Source organism: Polynucleobacter sp. (genome assembly GCF_044342855.1).
Lineage (GTDB): Bacteria > Pseudomonadota > Gammaproteobacteria > Burkholderiales > Burkholderiaceae > Polynucleobacter.
This window is the reverse complement of sequence record NZ_JBIIPA010000032.1, coordinates 1-20,687: the sequence shown is the minus strand read 5'-3', so window position 1 is coordinate 20,687 and position 20,687 is coordinate 1. Positions and strand designations below refer to the sequence as shown.

General features: G+C 43.2%; 19 protein-coding genes and 2 pseudogenes. 4 read left to right on the top strand and 17 right to left on the bottom strand.

Annotated features, from left to right (window positions below):
- Nucleotides 1-184: 184 nt before the first annotated feature.
- Nucleotides 185-502, top strand: a complete 318-nt coding sequence (locus tag ACIQZ3_RS09455; RefSeq protein WP_397392542.1) for a hypothetical protein — start codon at nucleotides 185-187, stop codon at nucleotides 500-502.
- Between the two features lie 87 nt (nucleotides 503-589).
- On the opposite strand, the gene ACIQZ3_RS09450 is transcribed toward ACIQZ3_RS09455, so the two are convergent.
- Both ACIQZ3_RS09450 and ACIQZ3_RS09445 read right to left on the bottom strand, forming a co-directional pair.
- Complete coding sequence (locus ACIQZ3_RS09450; protein ID WP_397392540.1) at nucleotides 590-838, bottom strand: hypothetical protein; 249 nt, start codon at nucleotides 836-838, stop codon at nucleotides 590-592.
- Between the two features lie 66 nt (nucleotides 839-904).
- Nucleotides 905-1,630, bottom strand: a pseudogene (locus tag ACIQZ3_RS09445) (IS3 family transposase); the annotation flags it as partial.
- A 155-nt stretch (nucleotides 1,631-1,785) separates the two neighbouring features.
- Here ACIQZ3_RS09445 and ACIQZ3_RS09440 point away from each other — a divergent pair.
- A complete protein-coding gene (locus tag ACIQZ3_RS09440; RefSeq protein ID WP_397392538.1) occupies nucleotides 1,786-3,045 on the top strand; it encodes a tyrosine-type recombinase/integrase in 1,260 nt (419 codons plus the stop codon).
- Between the two features lie 84 nt (nucleotides 3,046-3,129).
- On the opposite strand, the gene ACIQZ3_RS09435 is transcribed toward ACIQZ3_RS09440, so the two are convergent.
- From ACIQZ3_RS09435 to ACIQZ3_RS09380, 12 genes are all read right to left on the bottom strand, one after another.
- Nucleotides 3,130-3,579 carry a bacterioferritin gene (locus ACIQZ3_RS09435; RefSeq protein ID WP_397392536.1) on the bottom strand — a complete coding sequence of 150 codons (450 nt, stop codon included), beginning with the start codon at nucleotides 3,577-3,579 and terminating at the stop codon, nucleotides 3,130-3,132.
- Nucleotides 3,580-3,755: 176 nt separating this feature from the next.
- On the bottom strand, nucleotides 3,756-4,550 hold the full coding sequence (locus ACIQZ3_RS09430) for a ChaN family lipoprotein (RefSeq protein WP_397392534.1): 795 nt from the start codon (nucleotides 4,548-4,550) through the stop codon (nucleotides 3,756-3,758).
- 101 nt (nucleotides 4,551-4,651) lie between these two features.
- Nucleotides 4,652-5,743, bottom strand: coding sequence for a DUF2325 domain-containing protein (locus ACIQZ3_RS09425; RefSeq protein WP_397392532.1), 1,092 nt, complete (start codon nucleotides 5,741-5,743; stop codon nucleotides 4,652-4,654).
- Nucleotides 5,744-5,929: 186 nt separating this feature from the next.
- On the bottom strand, nucleotides 5,930-6,715 hold the full coding sequence (locus tag ACIQZ3_RS09420; protein ID WP_397392530.1) for an ATP-binding cassette domain-containing protein: 786 nt from the start codon (nucleotides 6,713-6,715) through the stop codon (nucleotides 5,930-5,932).
- The gene (locus ACIQZ3_RS09415; protein ID WP_397392528.1) at nucleotides 6,715-7,761 is read right to left on the bottom strand and encodes a FecCD family ABC transporter permease; all 1,047 of its coding nucleotides are present in this window, start codon (nucleotides 7,759-7,761) and stop codon (nucleotides 6,715-6,717) included. The genes ACIQZ3_RS09420 and ACIQZ3_RS09415 overlap by 1 nt, the downstream gene beginning before the upstream one ends.
- Nucleotides 7,762-7,775: 14 nt before the next feature.
- The gene (locus ACIQZ3_RS09410; RefSeq protein ID WP_397392526.1) at nucleotides 7,776-8,666 is read right to left on the bottom strand and encodes a hemin ABC transporter substrate-binding protein; all 891 of its coding nucleotides are present in this window, start codon (nucleotides 8,664-8,666) and stop codon (nucleotides 7,776-7,778) included.
- A 1-nt stretch (nucleotide 8,667) separates the two neighbouring features.
- The gene (locus ACIQZ3_RS09405) at nucleotides 8,668-9,750 is read right to left on the bottom strand and encodes a hemin-degrading factor (RefSeq protein WP_397392524.1); all 1,083 of its coding nucleotides are present in this window, start codon (nucleotides 9,748-9,750) and stop codon (nucleotides 8,668-8,670) included.
- Nucleotides 9,751-9,759: 9 nt separating this feature from the next.
- The gene (locus tag ACIQZ3_RS09400; protein ID WP_397392522.1) at nucleotides 9,760-11,976 is read right to left on the bottom strand and encodes a TonB-dependent hemoglobin/transferrin/lactoferrin family receptor; all 2,217 of its coding nucleotides are present in this window, start codon (nucleotides 11,974-11,976) and stop codon (nucleotides 9,760-9,762) included.
- A gap of 171 nt (nucleotides 11,977-12,147) precedes the next feature.
- A complete protein-coding gene (locus ACIQZ3_RS09395; RefSeq protein WP_397392520.1) occupies nucleotides 12,148-12,735 on the bottom strand; it encodes an energy transducer TonB in 588 nt (195 codons plus the stop codon).
- A 4-nt stretch (nucleotides 12,736-12,739) separates the two neighbouring features.
- Nucleotides 12,740-12,919, bottom strand: coding sequence for a hemin uptake protein HemP (locus ACIQZ3_RS09390; protein WP_397392518.1), 180 nt, complete (start codon nucleotides 12,917-12,919; stop codon nucleotides 12,740-12,742).
- The gene (locus tag ACIQZ3_RS09385) at nucleotides 12,919-13,335 is read right to left on the bottom strand and encodes an ExbD/TolR family protein (RefSeq protein ID WP_397392516.1); all 417 of its coding nucleotides are present in this window, start codon (nucleotides 13,333-13,335) and stop codon (nucleotides 12,919-12,921) included. Before ACIQZ3_RS09385 ends, ACIQZ3_RS09390 begins: the two co-directional genes overlap by 1 nt.
- Nucleotides 13,332-14,030: a MotA/TolQ/ExbB proton channel family protein gene (locus ACIQZ3_RS09380; protein WP_397392514.1), complete on the bottom strand. Its 699-nt coding sequence runs from the start codon at nucleotides 14,028-14,030 to the stop codon at nucleotides 13,332-13,334. Before ACIQZ3_RS09380 ends, ACIQZ3_RS09385 begins: the two co-directional genes overlap by 4 nt.
- 413 nt (nucleotides 14,031-14,443) lie before the next feature.
- On the opposite strand from ACIQZ3_RS09380, the pseudogene ACIQZ3_RS09375 reads away from it, so the two are divergent.
- Together ACIQZ3_RS09375 and ACIQZ3_RS09370 are read left to right on the top strand one after the other, a co-directional pair.
- A pseudogene (locus ACIQZ3_RS09375) lies at nucleotides 14,444-14,617 on the top strand (transposase); the annotation flags it as partial.
- Between the two features lies 1 nt (nucleotide 14,618).
- Nucleotides 14,619-15,002, top strand: coding sequence for a hypothetical protein (locus tag ACIQZ3_RS09370; protein WP_397392512.1), 384 nt, complete (start codon nucleotides 14,619-14,621; stop codon nucleotides 15,000-15,002).
- A gap of 446 nt (nucleotides 15,003-15,448) precedes the next feature.
- Here ACIQZ3_RS09370 and ACIQZ3_RS09365 read toward each other — a convergent pair whose 3' ends face one another.
- From ACIQZ3_RS09365 to ACIQZ3_RS09355, 3 genes are all read right to left on the bottom strand, one after another.
- Nucleotides 15,449-18,316, bottom strand: a complete 2,868-nt coding sequence (locus ACIQZ3_RS09365; protein WP_397392510.1) for a type I restriction endonuclease subunit R — start codon at nucleotides 18,314-18,316, stop codon at nucleotides 15,449-15,451.
- Between the two features lies 1 nt (nucleotide 18,317).
- On the bottom strand, nucleotides 18,318-19,478 hold the full coding sequence (locus ACIQZ3_RS09360; RefSeq protein WP_397392508.1) for a restriction endonuclease subunit S: 1,161 nt from the start codon (nucleotides 19,476-19,478) through the stop codon (nucleotides 18,318-18,320).
- Nucleotides 19,471-20,687, bottom strand: a 1,217-nt coding sequence (locus ACIQZ3_RS09355) for a type I restriction-modification system subunit M (protein WP_397392506.1), incomplete at its 5' end; no start/stop codon positions are given. The genes ACIQZ3_RS09355 and ACIQZ3_RS09360, both read right to left, overlap by 8 nt.

The following is a 20,687-nucleotide window of genomic DNA, read 5'->3' as shown; positions in this document are numbered from 1 at the left end:
CGGCTTCCTTCAATATCCCGACAATCTGGGTTTCTGTAAATCGTAACTTTTTCATAGTGATTCTCCTGTTGTAAATACTGCCATAAACAACAGAAAACGCTACTTTTTAGATGTACGAATCCAGGGGGATACTACACTGCGCCTTACGATAAAACCCATCGGCAAACATCAAAGGCAATAGCTCATGAGCGCTCAAAATGCGACACTACCTCAAGAATTAAATTTAAGAGTGGGTCAATCGGCTTTTTACACGCTGGATCAAGGAACGATGATTGTTGTAGACGATGGGCAGATTTGTTTAATAAGTGAATGCTATTTAGCTGAGACAATATTCCCACAGAAGATTCAATTGGCTAATGGACAATCCTACTCTATTGAAGCTACTTTGCATTGCCAGATACGAGCAAACACAAGGGCGAAAATCAGGCTAATACCCCCCGTTAAAAAGATCAATAAGCCTTGGATTTTTGATTTAATTTCGATATTGAAATTATCAACATAACAATTGCTATAAATAAAAGGGTATGGTGCACGCAAGAATATTTTGCAAGGTTAAAAAGATCGAATAGAATTTGTGAAGAGGACTTCCTTATGACGCGGTCATTAGTAAAGCCCTTATCACCAATGAACTTCCGCTAATTATCAGCAGCAGATGAACTACTTTGCGCACCTGCTCTGGTTTCATGCGACTGTGTAATTTCATGTCCAGTAGCATTCCGCCGGCCATAAATCCAAGTAAGGCAATAACCGCAATTCCAAGATCAGCCTTTAATAGCAATCCCGAGAGTAGAAAAATAATCACCCGCACCACTACGCTAATAGAAATGATAGTGCTCATGGTTGCGCGCATCACCGTAGGGTTGTGACCTCCCCCTCGCTTTTCACCTGCAATCAGCGTGAGTCGTCATGCTACCAGCATCTCCTTTCTTCTTGCTAGCCAGTTCTGTAAATATTGCTTAGGAGATTGATAGCCAAGACTGGAGTGGCGACGCTTACGGTTGTACCGCACTTCAATATAGTCAAAGCAAGTAGTCTTCATTAATTCATGGGCAGTAAAACGATTTCCGTAGATGGCTTCGTTCTTAAAGCTGCCGAACCAACTTTCTGCAGGGGCGTTATCCCAGCAATTACCTTTACGGCTCATTGAGCACACCATGCCGTAGTTCTTGAGTTTGGTTTGGTAGGCATTGCTACAGTATTGACTACCGCGATCGGAGTGCACCATTAATCCTGCTCCAGGCCTTTTTCTAAACCAAGCCATGGTGAGCGCATCACTCATCACATCAGCAGTCATCCTCGGCTTAATAGAGAAGCCCACAATCTCCCGATTAAACAGATCCATCACGATGGCTAAGTACAGCCAGCCCTCATCAGTCCATAGGTAAGTGATGTCCGAGACCCAAGCTTGGTTTGGCTGATCTGGATTGAAGTTACGATTCAAAAGATTGGGGGCTACAGGCAGGCGGTGTTTGGAGTCGGTTGTCACCTTGTATTTACGCTTATGTTTGCCATAAATACCGTTCTCTTGCATCAGGCGCTCCACTCGATCTTTACCAGCAGGCAAGCCTCTAGCGCGTAACCCTTTGACCATCCTAGGACTGCCGTAGGCCTGCTTCACTTCTGCGTCTATAAATGGGCCCTCCGAAGAGCTCCATCAAAACCCTGAAGCCCTTTATCTATATAGGTTTTTTGGTTAACCACACTCCCGACTAGCCCTCTCTAACCCACTAAAATCTATGCATTGGTGGTGGGTAGAGTGGTGGGTAGAGAACAGGGTGTTGAGGCTTGGAAGAAGGTAAAAAAATCAGCTTTACGGCACGAGGTCTTGGGTCAATCATAAGCCCTGGGTACCATGCCGACCCTGAATCAAAAGGTCTATATATTCAAGTCTTTAAAGGGGTAAGTAGCTATAAACGTAGCTGGATCTTTCGCTACACTAGCCCCACTCTATTTACAGGACGTGAAATGGGCCTGGGATCCCTGGAGGCTAGATCTTTAGCTGATGCGCGCCGAAAAACTCTTGAATTACGTCAATTGGTCATGGATGGCATCGACCCGACCGAGGATCGCTGTAAAGATAAAAGCAAAAGAATAGCTGCTATTAATAGTGGCATTACCTTTAAAGAGGCTGCTGAACTCTGTATTGAGGCTAGGAAAGCGGAATGGAAGAGCTCCAAGCATGCTGACCAATGGAGAAATACGGTTGCTACCTTTGCTTATCCAGAGATTGGCAAATTACGCGTGGATCAAATTAATACCAGACATATCGCCAAATTGCTTGAGCAAGATATCAAGAAGAAGAATGGCGAGGTTGAAGGCACTTTCTGGAATGTCCGCACGGAAACTGCAACTAGGGTTAGACAACGCATTGAAGTGATCTTTGACTGGTGCAAGGCTCATGAATACATTAAAGGGGATAACCCAGCACTATTAAAAGGTGCACTAGGACATTTGCTGCCTAAGGCTAAAAAGATTCAGAAGAAGAGTCATCACCCAGCCCTCCCGTTTCAGCGCATTGGGGAATTTGTAAAAGATCTTCGAGAGCACAATGGATATTCTGCCTTGGCATTGGAGCTATTAATTCTGACTGCCACTCGCACAAGCGAAGTTATTGAAGCTAAGTGGACTGAGTTCAATTTAGATACTAAGGTCTGGGTTATTCCTGCAGAGAGAATGAAGGCAGGCAAAGAGCATCGCGTTCCACTCAATGCACGGGCAATCAAAATTCTTGAGCATCTAAGAACTATCAGTGTGAGTAGTTATTTATTTCCCGGAGCCTTGCATAAAGAAGAATCTCATCTTTCTAATATGGCGCTACTGTCGATGATGAGAAAGATGCCGAAGTATTCAGAATATGTTCCTCACGGCTTTAGATCAACATTTAGGGATTGGGCTGCCGAGACTACCGACTATCCGAATGAGACAGTTGAGCTAGCTTTGGCACATACCATCAAGAATAAGGCTGAGGCTGCATACAGAAGGCAGGATCAATTGGAGAAGCGATGCAGATTAATGGATGAGTGGGAAGAATATATTAATAAATAGTCGGCTAACGACCCAAAGCGGACTGTTAGAACAAAGAAAGCCGCCTAAAGACGGTCTTTCTTTATGCGCCATTTGGCAAGCCAGTTATTGCGCAAAAGGCTCTAGATCACCAGGCTTACGTAGCATCTTATTGACCTCATCTAAATGTAGCTCTTCTTGAACAATCATCTCTCTTGCGTACTCTTCAAGCAAAACCGAATGGATTTCTTCAGCAACTTTAAGTAGGTCGTAGTAAGCTGTTAAAGCTACTTTTTCATGCGCAAGACTTTCACGCAGAATATCGCCAATATCGTGCTGCTCTGTTTCAAGCAATGCACCAATTTTGAGGGATGGATGCCCACCCAATAAAGTAACCAACTCGCCTGCTTTATGGGCATGAGCCAAACTTTCATCAGCATTTCCTTTTAGCCAAGAAACAATCGGAATGCGGTTGTAGCCATAAACCATTAAAGAGTAATGGGTATATTTCACGACCCCAGCCAACTCCAATTCCATGATTTTATTTAATGCCTTGATAGCCGTTTCATTGCTCATTATTTTCCCGGAATAGAAAACAGATTGCTGATTTGCGAGCTGTTAATGTGCCCACCCTCCCAATATCCAGCAAAGTGGTTCTCTTGTCAAACGGTTCATGCACTTGAGCATTGGAATACTTAAGAACGATATTGGTTCTTGCTAGCCCTCCAGCCACAATCGCACATTTCAGGCGCTTATTTTATAGACTGCATAGATGGCATCTTTTGTGAACATGGATCTGGGCGTTGAAAAGGAGGAACTTGTTCCACAATGTCAAATTGAGAAGGCTCATCACCATGAGTCCTCTCCAAATATCCCACGGTCTTGATCGAGCTATTTGGACTTTGCACACGTAACCAATAAGGCACACCAAAATCATTGCGAACATGTCCATTTCCCGCTAATAAAATAACATCCCTCCCCGACTGATTCTGTTCAAGCATGGAGTTGGCCATTGCAATATCTCGAGCGATTTGCGCATTTGCCAGCCCTGATAATAAGGTTTTTGGCACTAATCCACAGTGCCCCTTATCCACCTCTATCATTTGATACTCCATAAGCTCCGACCCTGGAGGCAGAGGTAAGCCATATTGCCTAATAATATTCGCATCAAATACCGAATGAATGCCAGATCTAACAACAATATTGGCTTGGGATCGAGAAAGATTTGCTGGTACTATTTTTAATCGATACTCCAAGGCTAAACTTAATATTGGGCGATAAAGATCCCAATCCCAACGGGAAGACCCGCCTGCCATCCCGATAACACAATCAGCCTTTACACAATATTTTTGGGCCAGCGCTAAATCCGCAGCCTGCTCTAAATCAAACTGCTCCATAGCAATCGTGGGTCGCCAACCTTGAATTACAAGATTTTGAATATACTGAAATCGCCTTGCATGGCCATCAGGATTGTCGTGAACCTCTCCGAGCAATAAAAATGATACTGGAGCATGATCTAAATTCGATGTTGGGTAAGCTGCTCCCATGTATGTAATAAAACATACCCATAGAAAGCACCTCGCTATACACATCATTGCTTAAGCCAAGAAAATAGCATTGAGAAGATTGAACGCATTAAATTCCAATATCAAAATATATTTTGTGTAGTCAGCCCCTCAGATTCCTCATTAATTACTTTTTGCAAGCCTCGAGCCAAAGAAGATACACCAGGATTCTCAACAAAAACGCAACGCTTTCCAGTTCTCTTACAAAAATCCTTCACTTTCCAGTAAGAATTATGACTAATGCAACCTGTTTGGCAAATTACTAAATCTGCAGCGGATAAATTGGCATCTAGGATGGAGTAATTATCTTCAAGCCCGCCGTCATGATGTAAAAAATTTGCCCCTACACGCTCAACTACTTCTCGGTAATTCGCCACATTGCCACTACGACCCCCTACACATAGGACAGCCTTACCCTTTAGATAAAATTCTATTGGATAGGTGTCTACAGCTTGCGCAATTGCCGTTACTGCATTTACCTGATCATTTGCACTAACTGAATAACTATTAATAGTTTTTTCAGCAACTTGAAGATCTTTTTTAAGCTTTGCATTGTTTGCATCTAATTCAAGCTGGCGTAGTTCTAAGTTCTCAATTTTCCTGAGCAGATGATTGAAACTTTCAAACTCTTGGATAGAAGATTTCAATTCCAAAAATTCATTCGTAATAGATTCAAGACGTATATTGGTCGCTACATTTACTGCCCTAAGCTCATCTATACGAGAATGTAATTGCTCTATCTCCTGTACCTTGTCTGAAATTGCGCGGGCATGTCTTTCTTGGGATTTAGCATGTTCACGCTCAAGGGTCAAATAATCTTGTGACAGGCTGTTAAATTTTTTAATATCGACTGTTACTGCTGCGCCAGCATGATGCTGAATCATGTGCATATCTTGCAACACCATTTCTTGCAAACCCTCATCGCAACGAGGATGAGTTAATGTAGCCCAAAAGGCGCCAGATACGTCTCCTTGATTGACAGCCTCCATCCATAAAGAAGCTAAGTGATCTGTCGATCTTGCTAATTTAAATAATTGTATTTTTAAAGAATATCGATTCTCTAACTCTTTTTGTAGCAATTCCGATAGTGGATTGCGTCTAAGGCACTCATTCACTGCCCCCAAATGAATTTCATAGTCACTAGCAGAATCAACCCCCTTCATTACTTTGCTCATTAACTTTCTTAATGGGCTTATGGGAATGCATACCCCCATCACAGGGCAATGACACTTTGCCGGGAGATCCCAGAGGCGACGGCGTCGGGAGCCGGCTAAAGGCAATTCAGAAACTGCTACACATTTTTCACACATAATTAATACTCCTCTTGAGTTTCAATTAGAAAGATTCAAAAAAAATACTCATCAGAGAGACTGCCTTGATTTAGCCCTAGGAAATACCAGCAGAGGCATTCCTTCAAGATTGACCACATCCAATTCAATGTTATAAAGGTCAGATAACTTAGGAATTGCGCTGATTTCCGATGAAAGATCTCCAACAATTTGAGCGTCTTTTACTAAAATCAGGCGATCAAAATTTTGCATCGCCTGATTGATGTCATGCAGAATTGCCACAATTGCATGATTTCGATCGCGGGCATACTGCCTCATGCTTTCTAAAAGCTCTATTTGGAGTCCTGGATCTAAAGAAGCTAGAGGCTCATCCACCAAAATCAGACCATTCTTCTCATCCCATAACTGGGCAAACACCCTGGCCAAATGTACGCGAGCTTTTTCACCGCCTGATAAGGTATCAAACCCTCGATCTAAAAGATGTTCGCAACATGTTAGGCGTGCAGCATGACGAATGATTTCATGAAGATTGAAATCTCCTTCAATCGATATTCTCCCCAAGCCAATAACCAAGCGGGCTAATAATCCAAAGGCTACATCGGTAGATTGAGGCAAAACCGCCCTTGTTCTACTAAGCTCATAAAGGGACCAGTTTTGAATTGCAGATCCGCAATATTCATACTCGCCAGAATTCGAACGTAAATCATTTGACAGTAACTTGAGTAAGGTGGTCTTTCCTGCTCCACTGGGACCAAGAATAGCAATGATTTCACCTGACGCAATGTCAAATGAAAAGGGGCCAAACTCTTTGGCACCAAGTTTTAGATGTAAGTTCTGGAGACGGCAAATGTTCTTCATTATGAAATTTGACGGCGTGATGAGCGCAACAGAATAATAAAGAAAGGCGCCCCCAATAGCGCAGTGAAGATACCTACAGGCACCTCTGCAGGAATAGCTATAGTGCGCGCAAAGGTATCAGCCAGAAGCAATAAAATACCACCCAAAATCATAGATGCTGGTATTACTTTTCGCTGATCTCCACCTAGCCATGCACGGGCAAAATTTGGGGCAATCAGCCCAACAAAACCAATCATTCCGCACCAAGCAACCGCAAATCCAGATAACAAAGCTACCCAAATAATAATTTCCATTCGAATGCGGCTAATCTCAACACCAACATGGGCTGCAACCGACTCCCCAAGCGCAAATATATTCATAAGCTCAACTATCTTACGCAAACGTAACCAAGCCAAAACAAAGAGAGCCCCAATAGCAATAACCAGCATCCAATTTGAACCTGAAAGAGATCCCATGGTCCAGAATGTCAAATTCCTCAACTGTTCATCAGTGGCCAAATAAGTACAGAGACCAATCACAGCAGCAGCTAGGGCATTTAAGGCAATCCCCGTAAGCAGTAATCCGGCGATTGAGCCAGGTGTAATCCAGCGCGCAATTCTATCTAATGCAAAACAAACCAAAATTGCTCCAGAAAATGCCAATGCTGGAATAATCCAGAATCTCCACTCAGACGGTAATTTAATGTTTAAATCTGCAAAGATAACAATTCCAACTGCAACTGCAGAAGCAGCTCCCGCTGAAACCCCAAGTAAACCTGGATCAGCAAGAGGGTTTCGAAATAAGCCCTGTGTTAGCGCTCCCGAGAGGCCAAGGGCTGCCCCGATACAAATTGCAAAAATAATTCTTGGCAGGCGTAGTTGCCATAAAACATAACCACTTCCTGACTGAATATCACCACCCTTATTAATGAGCGAGATCCAATCATTTAGGTTAATTTTGACTGCACCAAACTGAGAAACAATCAGGACCAATATAGTGAAAATGAAAAAAGCAAAAACCCCAGCAAAAGGCTTGCTCATCCTAGCAGCAAAGGAATTGAAGGCCATTTGTAGGATTTCTACTAATTCATTGCCTGCTGCAACAGCTTATTGAGATCAGCTACTGCCGCGGGCATGCGAGGCCCAAATCCCAACATGTACATCGTTTCTAGGGATACGATTTTCTTTTGCTTTCCTGCTGTAGTTTTGTCTATCCCGGGAAAACGTAAAACACCATCGATACCTCCAACAGCTTTGATGCTCTGATCAGTCATTAAAATGACATCTGGATTTGATGCAATGACAGCCTCAGGAGTTAGAGGCTTAAAACCATTAAAACCAGTAATTGCATTGGTTGCTCCAGCATATGCAATTACAGCATCTGCGCTCGTCTTTTGCCCGCCAACCATTACTTGAGTTGGGTTCTGTGACAAGATAAATAAGACAGATATTTTTTTAACTTTAGAATTGGCGACTTGCTGCTGAGTCTTCTTCCACTCTAGGTTAATTTTATTAGCCAAATCCTTTGCAGCATCCGTTTTATGTATCAGGCTACCAATTTTCTGCACTCTATCAATTACACCCCCAAATTTATAATTAGATTGCAAAATTGCAAGTGGAATGCCAGCATCAGTGATCTGCTTTAAAACAGTGGGAGGTCCAGCGTCTTCTGTAGCAATGACTTGGCTTGGTCTTAGCGCCAATATACCCTCTGAGGAAAGCGCTCTAGCATAGCCAACATTGGGCAATTTGGTGGCTGCCTCTGGATAAATAGAGGTAGTATCGACACCAACCAATTCTTGATTAGCGTTGAGCAAATAGACAATTTCCGTCAAAGAACCGCCAATGCTAACCAAACGCATAGCACCCGAAGATTTACCAGCCATATCTTGCGCAAATGTATAACCGCCAGCCAGAAATAAACCGGCTGCCGATAAAGAGTAAACCAAAGCACTACGACGGAAATGATTCATCTCAAGCCTCAACAGTAGCAGTCTTGGCTAGCAGATCTTTCACTAAGGTACGCCAAGTTTCTAATTCTGGAATGCCAGGCTTACGCTCACCAAAGAACATGGCAATTGCCTCGCCATCCGCATCAAAAACCTCTACCGAAGTAACAATTCCATCTTCAGTTGGCTTGCGCACTACCCAAGCATTCACCACGCAGTCCTCACGCAAGTGAAGGTTAAAACGTGGATCCATTACATTAATCCATGGCCCCATAGAAACCACCTTTTTCACTGGTCCGCTATGAATTTGGATCATGCCTGGATTACCAACAAACACCATAATTGGAGTTTCTGAGCTGGAAGCCAATTCCAGCAAATCTTTTGTGCAGGTCACCGGAACTTCTTGAACAAATTCTGGGTCAGCAAGACGTAGTCCTTGGGTTCTGCTTACCTTAAATTTTCTGAGTAAGCCAAAAAACTCATGGGTATCCTTCATATCACGCCATGCTTGACGCCAACCTTGAACATCAATCTCACTATCAGGCAACTCTGGGCTAGGTTTAGCTAAAGCCACCACTTCGATTCCAGGACTTTGATCATCACTCTTGAATTTCGCAACAAGTTCATCAAAATTTTCAATGACGCTCTGGGGCTTTAAGTGGATCTTATGAACTGCTACGCCAGCCTTATCAAAAAATTGCAGGCTACGATGCATACCATCTTTTGTCATTTCATAAACTGCAAAAGCATGTGCCCATGCATGATAAAAAATACGTAAATCAATTTCGCCGACCAACAATCCAACTGGACCTTCTTTCGATGCATTCTTATAGATGCCCACTTTTTCATGCACACATGATGGATTGCGAGTTAACCCCATCACCTCACCAAGCGGCTCCACTGAAGCGATAATCTCAGACCACTCTGAACGAAGCCTAATGGACTGCATTTCGCCAATTTGCGCAGGAATATCATCCAGCCCAATATGAGCCCCAATCAATTCACCCTCTGATATTCCCAATTTTTCGGCGATATCACGGTGGCGCATCTTTTCATCTTTACGTAATGTCATAAAAGATTGACGAGTAGAGTTAATTGTTTGGGTCATGCTATCTCCTTAGAAATCGTAGCGCACAGAAATTTGTGCATTGCGCGGTGCCGCAGTGGCAGATTGTTGGGCGGCTGAGGCGTTATATATAGCCGAGCTGACTGTTGTCACCGAGCCCTGGACTCCAGACCAATTCCAATAGGTGCTATTAAATACGTTGTTTAGATTGGCATTAATAGTCCATTGCTTAGCAGGCTTCCAGTATCCAGTTAAATTGAGTACTGTAGATGCCGGGGTTAAGAATTGATTTGCTGTTCCACCAGAATTTGCGGTGTAGTTAACTGTACTGGATGACTTCCCTTGATTCCATATCACATTAGCAAATGCACCCCATTCGATTGCATCATAGCGAAGCCCTAAAATAGCTCTTAAGGGTTGAATTGTATTTAAAGGGGCAGATATGCCATTTAAAACTTGTTGGCCATTGCTATATGCCATTGCAGCATTGGCTTGCCAACGTTCTGCAAATGCCCAATCGGTTCTTACATCCCAGCCCCGAATGTAAACATTACTCAGGTTCTGATACTGATATATAGCTGGGTTACTGGGGTTAAGCGTACTTCCCTGGGTAATAACTTGAGAAATAAAATTATCATAATTATTTGCGTATCCGGAAACCTGATATCTTAAGCCTCCAATTTTTCCTCGTGCACCACCCTCAACACCATTTCCAGTTTGCGGCTTTAGATTCGGGTTAGGAATTTGTCTATAGTACTGTCCAGGACTTCCCAATGGACTGTAATCAGTCAGAGTTTGATATGGTGTTGGTGCACTGAATGCATCCCCCCAATTTGCAAACGGCCTAAACTCACTAACTAAATTCCAAACTGCGCCGACAGCAGGCGAAACTGCTGAACCGCTATTCACAGGAGCAGATCCAGTCTGAGGTTTTAATGAATACCCATCATATCGAATGGCTGGTATCAGACTAACAGCACCAAATTCCATCTCACTTTGTAAAAAGGCACCGCCAAGATCATATGTTGACTTTGGAGCAGGCGTTAAGGAGGATCCGTTACCCGCAGCATTAACCTGGCTTGTGATAACTGCAGAACTCCAATCAAAACCATAAGTTAATCTTTGATTGACAAGGGCTGTTGTATTGCTCTCAAGGGTTGAATTAATTCCAGTAGTATTTTGACTATAGGCGTTATTCCTTGATCGCCATGGATATGTCCTTCCCCCTCCAGGAGCCGATCCCTGGTATGAATATTGGTTTACAGATGCATCTTGCAGGTATGCCATCACCTTGGCATTTTGAATATAACTGTTCGAAAGATCCTTATATTGGTACTCTCCTGAAAATCGATTTCGTGTCGTAGTATCGGACGCAGTTGAAGTACTTACCGCGCGAGAAAGATCAGACAGATTATTGACGTTTTGAGTAACATTTTGAGTTTCATATGTCAGACCCACTCTATTTGTAGAGTCAATATCCAAAAAAGCTTTGGAAAGAATATACCAATTACTGTAGTCAGCTGGGTTTGGTGCCGACCGGTTTATACCAGTTGAATAATTTGATCCCTGATTCTCGAGCTGATGCCCAGACTGGAAGTTTCCCATCACCATGCCCTGGACATCGTCATTTTTTCCTGCGTATCCAAAGGTGGTATTCGATGAGTTATCCACGCTTGAATAACCTGTTTTAGCAAAACCGCCCTTATCCTCGCCTTTTTTAATAAAGTCAGTAGGATTAAAGGTTTGAAAATTTACCAATCCAGTTAATCCATCGCTTCCATATTGGGTCGATGATGGTCCACGTACTACTTCAATTTTTCTGAAGCCTTCAACATCTAGAAAGTTTCCACGACCTGTAGCAAGAGTGCCAAACGAAAATTCATTTGGCACTCTTATGCCATCAACCAAGAGCAATACGTTATTACCCTGAAGACCACGAATATTGATACTTTCCTGGCCAGCCCTACCTTGAGAGCCAAGCGCTAAACTGAATCGACCAGACTGCTGCGGTACAGTTACATCTGGGGAGTCTTTGAAGACATCACCAATATTTCTAGCGCCAAGCTCTTGAATTTCTTCTGCTGTCGTTACAGTGACAATTCTAGGCACATTGTCCGTTTTCCTCTCCGATCGAGTAGCAGAAACCGTAACCTCTTTGAGATCTCTATCTTCTTGAGATTTTTCACCCTGGCGCTGATTGAGCACGCTTCCATCCTCGCTAGTGACAATTTGAGCATTTACGGCAATTGGAGTAAATGAAATTGCCATTAAGAGCGCTAACTTGCGCATTTGAAACCCGTTTTTCATACACCCTCTAGATCAATGAAACACTGGCTAGCGGCGGCGGGCTGTGTAATTAGATAATTTTTGCCATATTTGATGGCGTTATTGAAAGATCTTAATAGGAATCATTCTCATTGTCAAGAGCTAATTATTAAGCTACTGAGCAGACAACACAAAGTTAATGGGTAGGCGATAGCACAGTGGAATTGGCCCTCCTCCTTGCTGTGCAGGAATAAACCTCCAGTGCTGAACAGTATTTAAAGCGGACCGATCCAAGGCGGGATGCCCTGAAGTTTTAGCAAGATCCAATCGATCAATTTCCCCTTTATCGTTAATGCAGGCATTCAATAAAACCCTCCCTTGCTCGCCATTCTCGCGACTAGAGATAGGGTATGGTGGCTTAGGATTATTTAATGCTTTTGAATCTGCTGAAGGCGCGGAGATTGGGGCTGCTGCGGGCGCATTCTCTTGAACTTTATTCAACTGCTCAGTGCCCTCAGGAGATTCGCGCTTTAATGGGGTATTTTCTTTTGGCGACATATTTTGTGCTGTGGATTGCTTGACAACTTGTTTTGATATGACCGCAGACTCGAATTCAATTATTTCACCTAAAAACACTAATTTCGGTCGCTGCTCGACAACCAAATAACCCAGAACAAAGATGGCAATAAAGGACAGCGCGTGTAATGCGAAGACGACAAACCCTGTGCGCAAATAGAGAGAATGATGCAGTTCTTTCGGCATTTTGCTACTTAGTAAGTATCAACTTTCCAAATTGCGTAATTTTGAGGGTATAAATAATGCCTCGATGATCAATCAGTACTGAACTAGCGCCTTCAAACAAGTCTTTACTTGTATATATTTTCTCTGCAGAGCCCACACTTTGGGGTGTATTGATAAGGTTGGGATTTTGATTCTTCTCGGTCATTATTTTTTGCCCGGACTGGTGACAAAGCCAACCTTCTCGATGCCAGCAGCATGAGCAATACTCATTGCCTTGGCAACATAGTCATATTCGGCCTTCTTATCGCCATAAATATGCAATACTGTCTGCAGGTTATCCTTTGCAATTTTTCCCAACTGCAACCTAAGATCAAGCTCACTTAAAGCTGCCTTATTCAACATATATTTGCCACTCTGATCAACAGACAGCGTCAGAATATCCGGCTTTGTTATTTGGGGCTTGCTTGATGCTTGGGGCAAATTGACATCTACAGCATGCTTTAATACTGGGGCAGTAATCATAAAAATAATCAGCAATACCAGCATGACATCCACAAATGGGGTCATATTAATTTCATTAATGAAATGATCTTCTTTACCCTCAAAGGTGCCAAAACTCATTTCATAAACTCCACTTTCTTGGTTGACATGCCAGTTACATAAAATGCCCGCAAGTCATAGGCAAATCGATTAAGTTTGCCCAAAATAAATTGATTTCCCCTAAGCAAGGCGTTGTATCCCAACACAGCCGGGATGGCTACCGCCAAACCAAAAGCGGTCATTACTAATGCCTCTCCTACTGGTCCAGCCACCTGATCTATGCTTGACATACCGCTACCACTAATACTTAATAAGGCCTGATATATTCCCCAAACCGTGCCAAATAGACCAACAAATGGTGCGGTTGATCCAATCGACGCCAAAACAATGAGCCCAGATCCGAATTGCTCTCTAGCATCATCAATTGCATTTCTTAAGCTACTTGTAATCCAATCATTGAGATCTAGAGAATCATGCAGGTGATCTTCGGTGTGGCGATGATGTCTCATCGCATTTTGGCCTTCCAAGGCAAGATTTTTAAAAGGATTTAAATCTTGGTTGCTTGCCTCTAAAGCTTCTAGCGCCTTGTTTAAATCAGGGCTGTGCCAAAAATCATGCAAAAGCTTTGCTTGTTTTTTTGACCTATAAATCTGCATTCCTTTCACTGCCATAACTGTCCAGGATGCAACCGACATCGCAAACAATACCAATGCTGTGAACTGAATAACCAGTCCACCGCTAACCCATAAATCAATAATTCCCATGCCCGAATTCATGCTCTTTATCCAAACGTTTTATTTCATTCTGACCGTAGAAATGCCACCTTAAATCGGGAGGATTACCTACAAATTTAATATTAATGATAATCATTATCAACTATAAAATAAAAAAATGCCAGAGCTTAATCGAAGGGTCAGGCTCCAATATTGCAGGATTTTTAAGAAATTTACCCCGTTGAAATCATCTCTTCAGACGGTATCCAGTTTTGAAAATTAAAAAACAACGGCAATAGAGGTGCACAAGAATGCAATGGTTACGGTCAAGCTAAGGAATAAATTAACATCCCCGACCTCATAAAAGGTCCACCTAAAACCACTGATTAGATAAACAATCTGACCTGCGTTGAAAATTAGTACCACTCCACAAGTGAGAGATTTTGATAATCTTTTACTTGAAAAGGAGTCTTACTATGGCCAAACATGGCGTGCGTTTTAAGCCCGAGCAAATCGTTTCCCTGCTGCGGCAAATTGAGGTTCTCGCTGCCAACGGCAAGACCTTAGAAGAGGCTTGCAAGTCTCTATCCATTACCATCCAAAGTTACTATCGCTGGCGCAAGATGTATGGGGGCATGAAGGCCGATCAAGATGCGGGCTTGGCTTGAATCCGATGAGATTACGGTCAATACAAATGCTGGCAATTGGCCTACACCCGATACCGCCGCGCTGTGGGCTCGCTTTCGAACAGAAGCCCTCAGTGATGGTATTCAAAAGTGGTCGGTTGAACGCTACAAGCAGCTGCTCGACATTGAAGCCTTCCCGCCCTCCGGCCTTTATCGGATCGTCACTGATGAGGGGGACGGGGGTACTTGGCTGGCAACCCCCGACTACCAGAAGATCGCTGTGTTCAAGAAGACGGTGATCGATCCTAAACCCAGCGTCTTTTCGGGCCGGCTGCCAGGGAATACTCGGCTAGTGGATGCATTGCGCGTCGGCTGCGGAAAGTTGCACTGGCCGCCTGCAGATGCATAAGCCCCAATCCTCTTGCTCTGCTCAGTTTTTACCTTGAAGGAAGTTTGCTTTTGCCAAATGGCCACAATGGCGGACGCGCCGTCGTTGCGTTGTTTGGTTGAGCGACAGCTCGGTTCTACAACCGGCCGTTAAAGAATCGAGCCAACGAAGGGCCGTAGAGGATCAGAAACGGTAGATCGAGCCGGACATTGCGACCGACAGCTCTGGCCGAGTAAGAGCCGTTGCCGGACCATTAATAAGTGGCTTTTTTAGTAGTACTGGGTGGCTTTTTTGGCGGTAATACGCAGCCTCTTTACCAGACTCTCTAGCTACGGACTAATTACAGCATGGTCAAGTGCCGCAGATCAATGGAGTGGAAAACCTCAAGGCATTTGATTTTCCCCAATACTTAAAGATGCCTAGAGGTTAGCTTCGAGCAATGAATCCTATAGATTCATAGGGGTTGATCAGCCCATACCCTCTATAAAAGTATCAATAAACTTAGCAATGGCATCCCCAACTCTTTTTAGCGTAGATTTGCGCTCTAGAATTTTAGGCTTTTGCTCCAGGACTTCAATTAACTCCTCAGACCTTGGGGCTTGATTTGTAAATTCATAGCCTTCTAGAAGGGCTTGAAGTTTGTTTCCATCAATCTTCTCGGACTGACATAGCGCATCAAAGGCCGCTTTCTTCTTCTTGGCCCAAAATACCTCAAACTCTTCCGCAACACCATCAGGAGACAAGCCGCTGAGGCTCTCTTCAATAAATTGCTCAATAAGGGCCCTCTTAGAGCGCAATTGAATCTCGCCAGACAAATAGTCATCAATCTGCCTCTTGATCCCCTCACCCTTTTTACCCTTGCCACCATTCTTTAACCATTCAGTTAGCAACAGGATGATGTACGCAACATTAATTTGATCCCGATGAATGAGAACAATTTCAAAGTCCACGTCATTCAGAATGGAATCTTTCTCTTTGGCATTCTCCTGCTTGACGCGCTCGTAGATATCCAGGTACTTAGACTTGTAATCTTCAAAACCTTGCTCTGTAAGTGCAAGATCCCCTTCTTTGTAGTCAGTGAACGAAGTGATTACGTTCTTTAACTTCAGAAGCTCTCTAAAGCGCGTTACAAATAGCAGCTGCTCATTCTCATCTTGCAAATCATCCACCGATGAAACGGTTGGAGTTAAGGCAAGGAGTGCCTCAACCGCTTGGTTGTATTTCTCAACGTAATTCTCATAGGACTCTAGTAGTACTGTTTCTTTGGCATCCTTATTGGAGAATAAGGCAATCGCTTCATCTGTCTTGTCCTTCAGATTCCTAAAGCAAATGATATTGCCCTGTGATTTTTTATCATTTAGGATGCGATTGGTTCTAGAGAACGCCTGAATTAAGCCGTGGTACTTTAGGTTCTTATCAACGTAAAGCGTATTGAGTCTTGGGCTATCAAAACCCGTGAGGAACATATTGACAACCAATAGGATGTCTACTTGCCCCTGTCGTACGCGCTTGGCAATATCTTTGTAGTAGTTGTAATAGTCCTGACTATCTTTAGTCGAGAACTTAGTACCAAACATCTCGTTATAGTCATTGATGTATTGATCTAGCTTGTCACGACTATAGACAATCTTTTCAGGCGTTACGCCATCATCTTCAGGAATTACACCACCGGTACCATCAGCCTCAGGATTAGCCTCATTCTGTTGATAGCTGAAGATGGTGGCAATCTTTAAGTCAGAGCCCGTTTCTGCGATTTTCTGTTTGAATAGGTCGTAGTAGCGAATCAAGGAATCCACACTGTCAACACAGAACATCGCAGTAAAGTCTGGATGCTTGGTCTTTTGACGGTGATGATCAATGATGTAATCCGTGATCTTATTAAGGCGGTCGTCAGCCTCCATCAACTCCTTAGTGTCAATCGACTCCACGTCGATATCCAGATGGCTGCCAGATTCTTTTTTCTTGTATCGACCGACATACTCAACAGAAAAGCGCAGGACGTTCTCATCCCGAATCGCATCAACAATGAGATATTTATGCAGGCAAGTACCGAATAGATCGGCGGTTGTTTGCTTGCGCCCACCATGCGAAGATGCATTCTTCTCCAGAATCGGCGTTCCAGTAAAACCAAACATTTGGCAGTTACTGAAATACTGCTTAATGTTTTTGTGGTTCTCGCCAAACTGGCTACGATGGCACTCATCAAAGATGAAGATCACCCTCTTGTCTTTTAGGCCATCCATCTTGATGGCATGCCTATCCCGAGTGATGGCGTTATTTAACTTCTGAATCGTCGTGAGAACAATCTTTGAAGTTGGATCATTGAGTTTCTTGACCAACTCCGAGGTATTGGGTGCGCTATCGACTGAGCCCTCTTCGAAGTGATTGAACTCTCTCTCCGTTTGGTAGTCCAAGTCTTTTCTATCAACAACAAAGACCACCTTATCGACTTCGGGCAATTCAGCAACGATTTGACTGGTCTTAAATGAGGTTAAGGTCTTGCCAGAGCCAGTTGTATGCCAGATATAAGCATTGGACTTGCTGGTTTTTACCTTGTCAATGAGGGCCTCTACTGCGTAATACTGGTAGGGGCGCATTACCAAAAGTAGCTTGTCTACAGTCAGAACCATATAGCGAGAAATCATCTTTGCTATATGGCAAGGCTTTAAGAATTCAGCGCTAAAGTCATGCAGATCTGAGATGCGCTTGTTTTCTTTGGTAGACCAGAAGAAGGTCTGCTTAAAGGTGAACTCTTTAATACTCTTATTGTTAGAGAAATACTTGGTATTGACTCCATTGCTAATGACAAAGAGCTGGACATACTGAAACAGCCCATAGCCCGCATCATAGGATTCATGCTTATATCGGATGATCTGGTCAAAGGCGACCTTGAGATCCATTCCTCGGCGCTTTAGTTCAATTTGAACTAAAGGTAGGCCATTAATCAGAATCGTGACGTCATAGCGATTCTTGCGCTTACCTTCTGTTGATATTTGGTTGGTGACTTGGAACTCGTTCTGGCACCAGTCAACATGGTTTAAGAAGGTAATCCAGATAACGTCGCCGTTATCACGCTTTAAAGCAAACTTATCCCTGAGGATTTCAGCGCGGTCAAAGACGTTGCCGGTGTTTAGCTTATTGAGGATCTGCTCATATTCCTTATCGCTAAAGCGAAGGTTGGGTATATGGTGGGTATTTTCATTGTGGACTTCAAGCTGGCGCCTTAAGTTAGCCAGCATGGCAGACTCATCCAGAATCTCTACGCGGGAATACTCCATTGACTGGAGTTGCTTGATGAGCGCTTCTTCTAGCGCGGCTTCAGATTGGATGGTCATATTAGATAAACATCTGCTGCAAGAGACCACGTTTGTATTGCTCGGTCAATTTGATTTGAGATTTTGCTATCTCCAGCGCTCTATCGATTTTCATTAAAAAATTGGATATCTTTATCTGCTCATCAAAACACGGCAACTTAATTTGGGACTTTCCATAATCTTTAAAATAAACGTGCGGGATAGTGCTTCCAGTGATGAATTGAGAAAAATCTATCGAATTCAAAAGTTCGTATAAAAATTTCGTTGAGATACCATCGTTGGCGATAACTTTTTCCATTGTCCCGAGAACAGATGTTTTGGGCTCGCAAAGAAAGGCTCTCCCTGCACCAGCTCCATCTTTGACAATTGATACATATTCACTTTCTTCAGTATAAAAATCTACAGTCTTTAAAACCCCTGAAGCGCCATAAATCTTATATTCTCCAAAATTTCCCTCTATTTTATTAGCCGATATCGTTGATGACTTTTTGGTTGCAATAGAGTCGATTGTTGAAGACTCCCACCGTGGAAATTCCTTTCCATCCTTATCTTTGAATCGAATTTCTTGATTAAAGATTTTCTGCATAACTCCTTTTTTGTATTGAATAAGGAGTTTGTGCTTTTTGGAAAGAAGGGAAATTTTTTGGTCTACCAAAGAGAGGAATGAGGCAATTTTTTGCTGCTCCACCTCCCCAGGAAAATGCAAAGAAATATTTTTAATTATTGATCCACTTAAATTCTTCTGACCACCCTCATTGCTTAGCTCTCGAATGGCACTATATTGACCAATAAGGTATTGAAAGATGAAATCAGCATCGAATCCATCATGTGGAATTATTGCAGCACACGCTTGATTTGTTGCAGCCTCTATTTCAAGTTTAGCCACATCACCACGTGTATTTCCTTGGCCATACATTGCCATAAGAATGGTATCTGGATGAAATAATTTTGCAGAGGAGTGTTTTAAGCCTTCGGCCGTAATTTTCTCTCTTGAGTCATAAATATGTTTGTATTTAATTTCCGATGTTGTAACCCATGGAATATCTCCCCCCCAATATGCCTTTTTATCGCGAGATGGGGTACCACCAGATGTGACGGTCGCAATGTCCCCAATCTTGGCTGAAATCCAATTAGAGTCAAATTTTTGAAATCTCAGCTTTGGCGCTTGCATATGATTACTCACTCTTAGCGAATGGTGGCTCTATGCCTAGCTCTTTGCAAAATTCCGCTATCTGCTTGTCAACATCAAATGACTCTTTATCTAGGTTGATCAGCTGAACTGATAGTGCTGTGAGGTCAATTTCATCCTCCGCCTCAAAACTATCAACATATCTGGGAATATTGAGGTTCCAGTCATTTTCTTTGATTTGCTCGATAGTGGCTATGGCACTATATTTATCTTCTACTTTTCGTGCTTTATAGGTCTGAACAATCTTGGTGATGTGCTCGGGGCGCATCACATTGGTTGTTTTGACTTTCTCAAAGTGCTTACTAGCGTCAATAAAAAGGATGTTGTCATTCTTCTTGCGGCACTTTCGCATTACTAGGATGCAAGTTGGAATACCGGTGCCAAAGAAGATATTAGATGGCAAACCAATAACGGCATCTAAGCAATTCATCTTTTCAATCAGGTATTGACGAATATGCCCCTCAGCGCCACTGCGGAATAGGACGCCGTGTGGCAGAACAACTGCCATAGTGCCTTCCTCTGATAAGTGGTAAACCATGTGCTGCACGAAGGCCATGTCAGCTTTGCTGCTTGGCGCTAGTTTGCCGTATGAGCTAAAGCGGTCATCACTCATAAACATCGGATTGGCAGACCATTGCGTTGAAAATGGTGGATTGGCCACAATCGCATCAAACTTCATTTCCAAATGCTGAGGTTTTTCTAGTGTGTCCTCATTTTTGATATCGAACTTACTAAAGTGCACGTCATGCAAAATCATGTTCATACGAGCTAGGTTATAAGTCGTTGGATTTCTTTCTTGGCCGTAGATATGACCAACAAACTCTGCCTGCCGTTTTACTCGTAGCAATAATGAACCAGACCCGCAGGTTGGGTCATACACATTTCGCAACTTGGGATTATTCAGGGTTACCAGTTCAGCAAGCAGCTGAGAGACTGGTTGTGGCGTATAGAACTCCCCCGCCTTCTTACCTGCTCCACTGGCAAATTCGCCAATAAGGTACTCGTAGGCATCACCCAATACGTCTGCAGTAGCATCACGCAGCTGGAAGTTGATCTTATTGAGGTGAACCAATACCTTGGCTATAAGGTCGTTTTTCTCATCCTCTGACTTGCCTAGCTTGGCCGAGGTGAGGTCTATATCGTCAAATAGGTGCTCAAACTCTTCAGCACTCTCGGTTCCCAAAGTGCTTTGCTCGATATTTT

Bases quoted from the DNA above. Each gene is read 5' to 3' on its own strand.
- ACIQZ3_RS09455 (WP_397392542.1), top strand. From the start codon at position 185: ATGAGCGCTCAAAATGCGACACTACCTCAAGAATTAAATTTAAGAGTG.
- ACIQZ3_RS09450 (WP_397392540.1), bottom strand. From the start codon at position 838: ATGAGCACTATCATTTCTATTAGCGTAGTGGTGCGGGTGATTATTTTT.
- ACIQZ3_RS09435 (WP_397392536.1), bottom strand. From the start codon at position 3,579: ATGAGCAATGAAACGGCTATCAAGGCATTAAATAAAATCATGGAATTG.
- ACIQZ3_RS09430 (WP_397392534.1), bottom strand. From the start codon at position 4,550: ATGGGAGCAGCTTACCCAACATCGAATTTAGATCATGCTCCAGTATCA.
- ACIQZ3_RS09425 (WP_397392532.1), bottom strand. From the start codon at position 5,743: ATGAGCAAAGTAATGAAGGGGGTTGATTCTGCTAGTGACTATGAAATT.
- ACIQZ3_RS09420 (WP_397392530.1), bottom strand. From the start codon at position 6,715: ATGAAGAACATTTGCCGTCTCCAGAACTTACATCTAAAACTTGGTGCC.
- ACIQZ3_RS09415 (WP_397392528.1), bottom strand. From the start codon at position 7,761: ATGGCCTTCAATTCCTTTGCTGCTAGGATGAGCAAGCCTTTTGCTGGG.
- ACIQZ3_RS09410 (WP_397392526.1), bottom strand. From the start codon at position 8,666: ATGAATCATTTCCGTCGTAGTGCTTTGGTTTACTCTTTATCGGCAGCC.
- ACIQZ3_RS09405 (WP_397392524.1), bottom strand. From the start codon at position 9,750: ATGACCCAAACAATTAACTCTACTCGTCAATCTTTTATGACATTACGT.
- ACIQZ3_RS09400 (WP_397392522.1), bottom strand. From the start codon at position 11,976: ATGGCAATTTCATTTACTCCAATTGCCGTAAATGCTCAAATTGTCACT.
- ACIQZ3_RS09395 (WP_397392520.1), bottom strand. From the start codon at position 12,735: ATGCCGAAAGAACTGCATCATTCTCTCTATTTGCGCACAGGGTTTGTC.
- ACIQZ3_RS09390 (WP_397392518.1), bottom strand. From the start codon at position 12,919: ATGACCGAGAAGAATCAAAATCCCAACCTTATCAATACACCCCAAAGT.
- ACIQZ3_RS09385 (WP_397392516.1), bottom strand. From the start codon at position 13,335: ATGAGTTTTGGCACCTTTGAGGGTAAAGAAGATCATTTCATTAATGAA.
- ACIQZ3_RS09380 (WP_397392514.1), bottom strand. From the start codon at position 14,030: ATGAATTCGGGCATGGGAATTATTGATTTATGGGTTAGCGGTGGACTG.
- ACIQZ3_RS09370 (WP_397392512.1), top strand. From the start codon at position 14,619: ATGCGGGCTTGGCTTGAATCCGATGAGATTACGGTCAATACAAATGCT.
- ACIQZ3_RS09365 (WP_397392510.1), bottom strand. From the start codon at position 18,316: ATGACCATCCAATCTGAAGCCGCGCTAGAAGAAGCGCTCATCAAGCAA.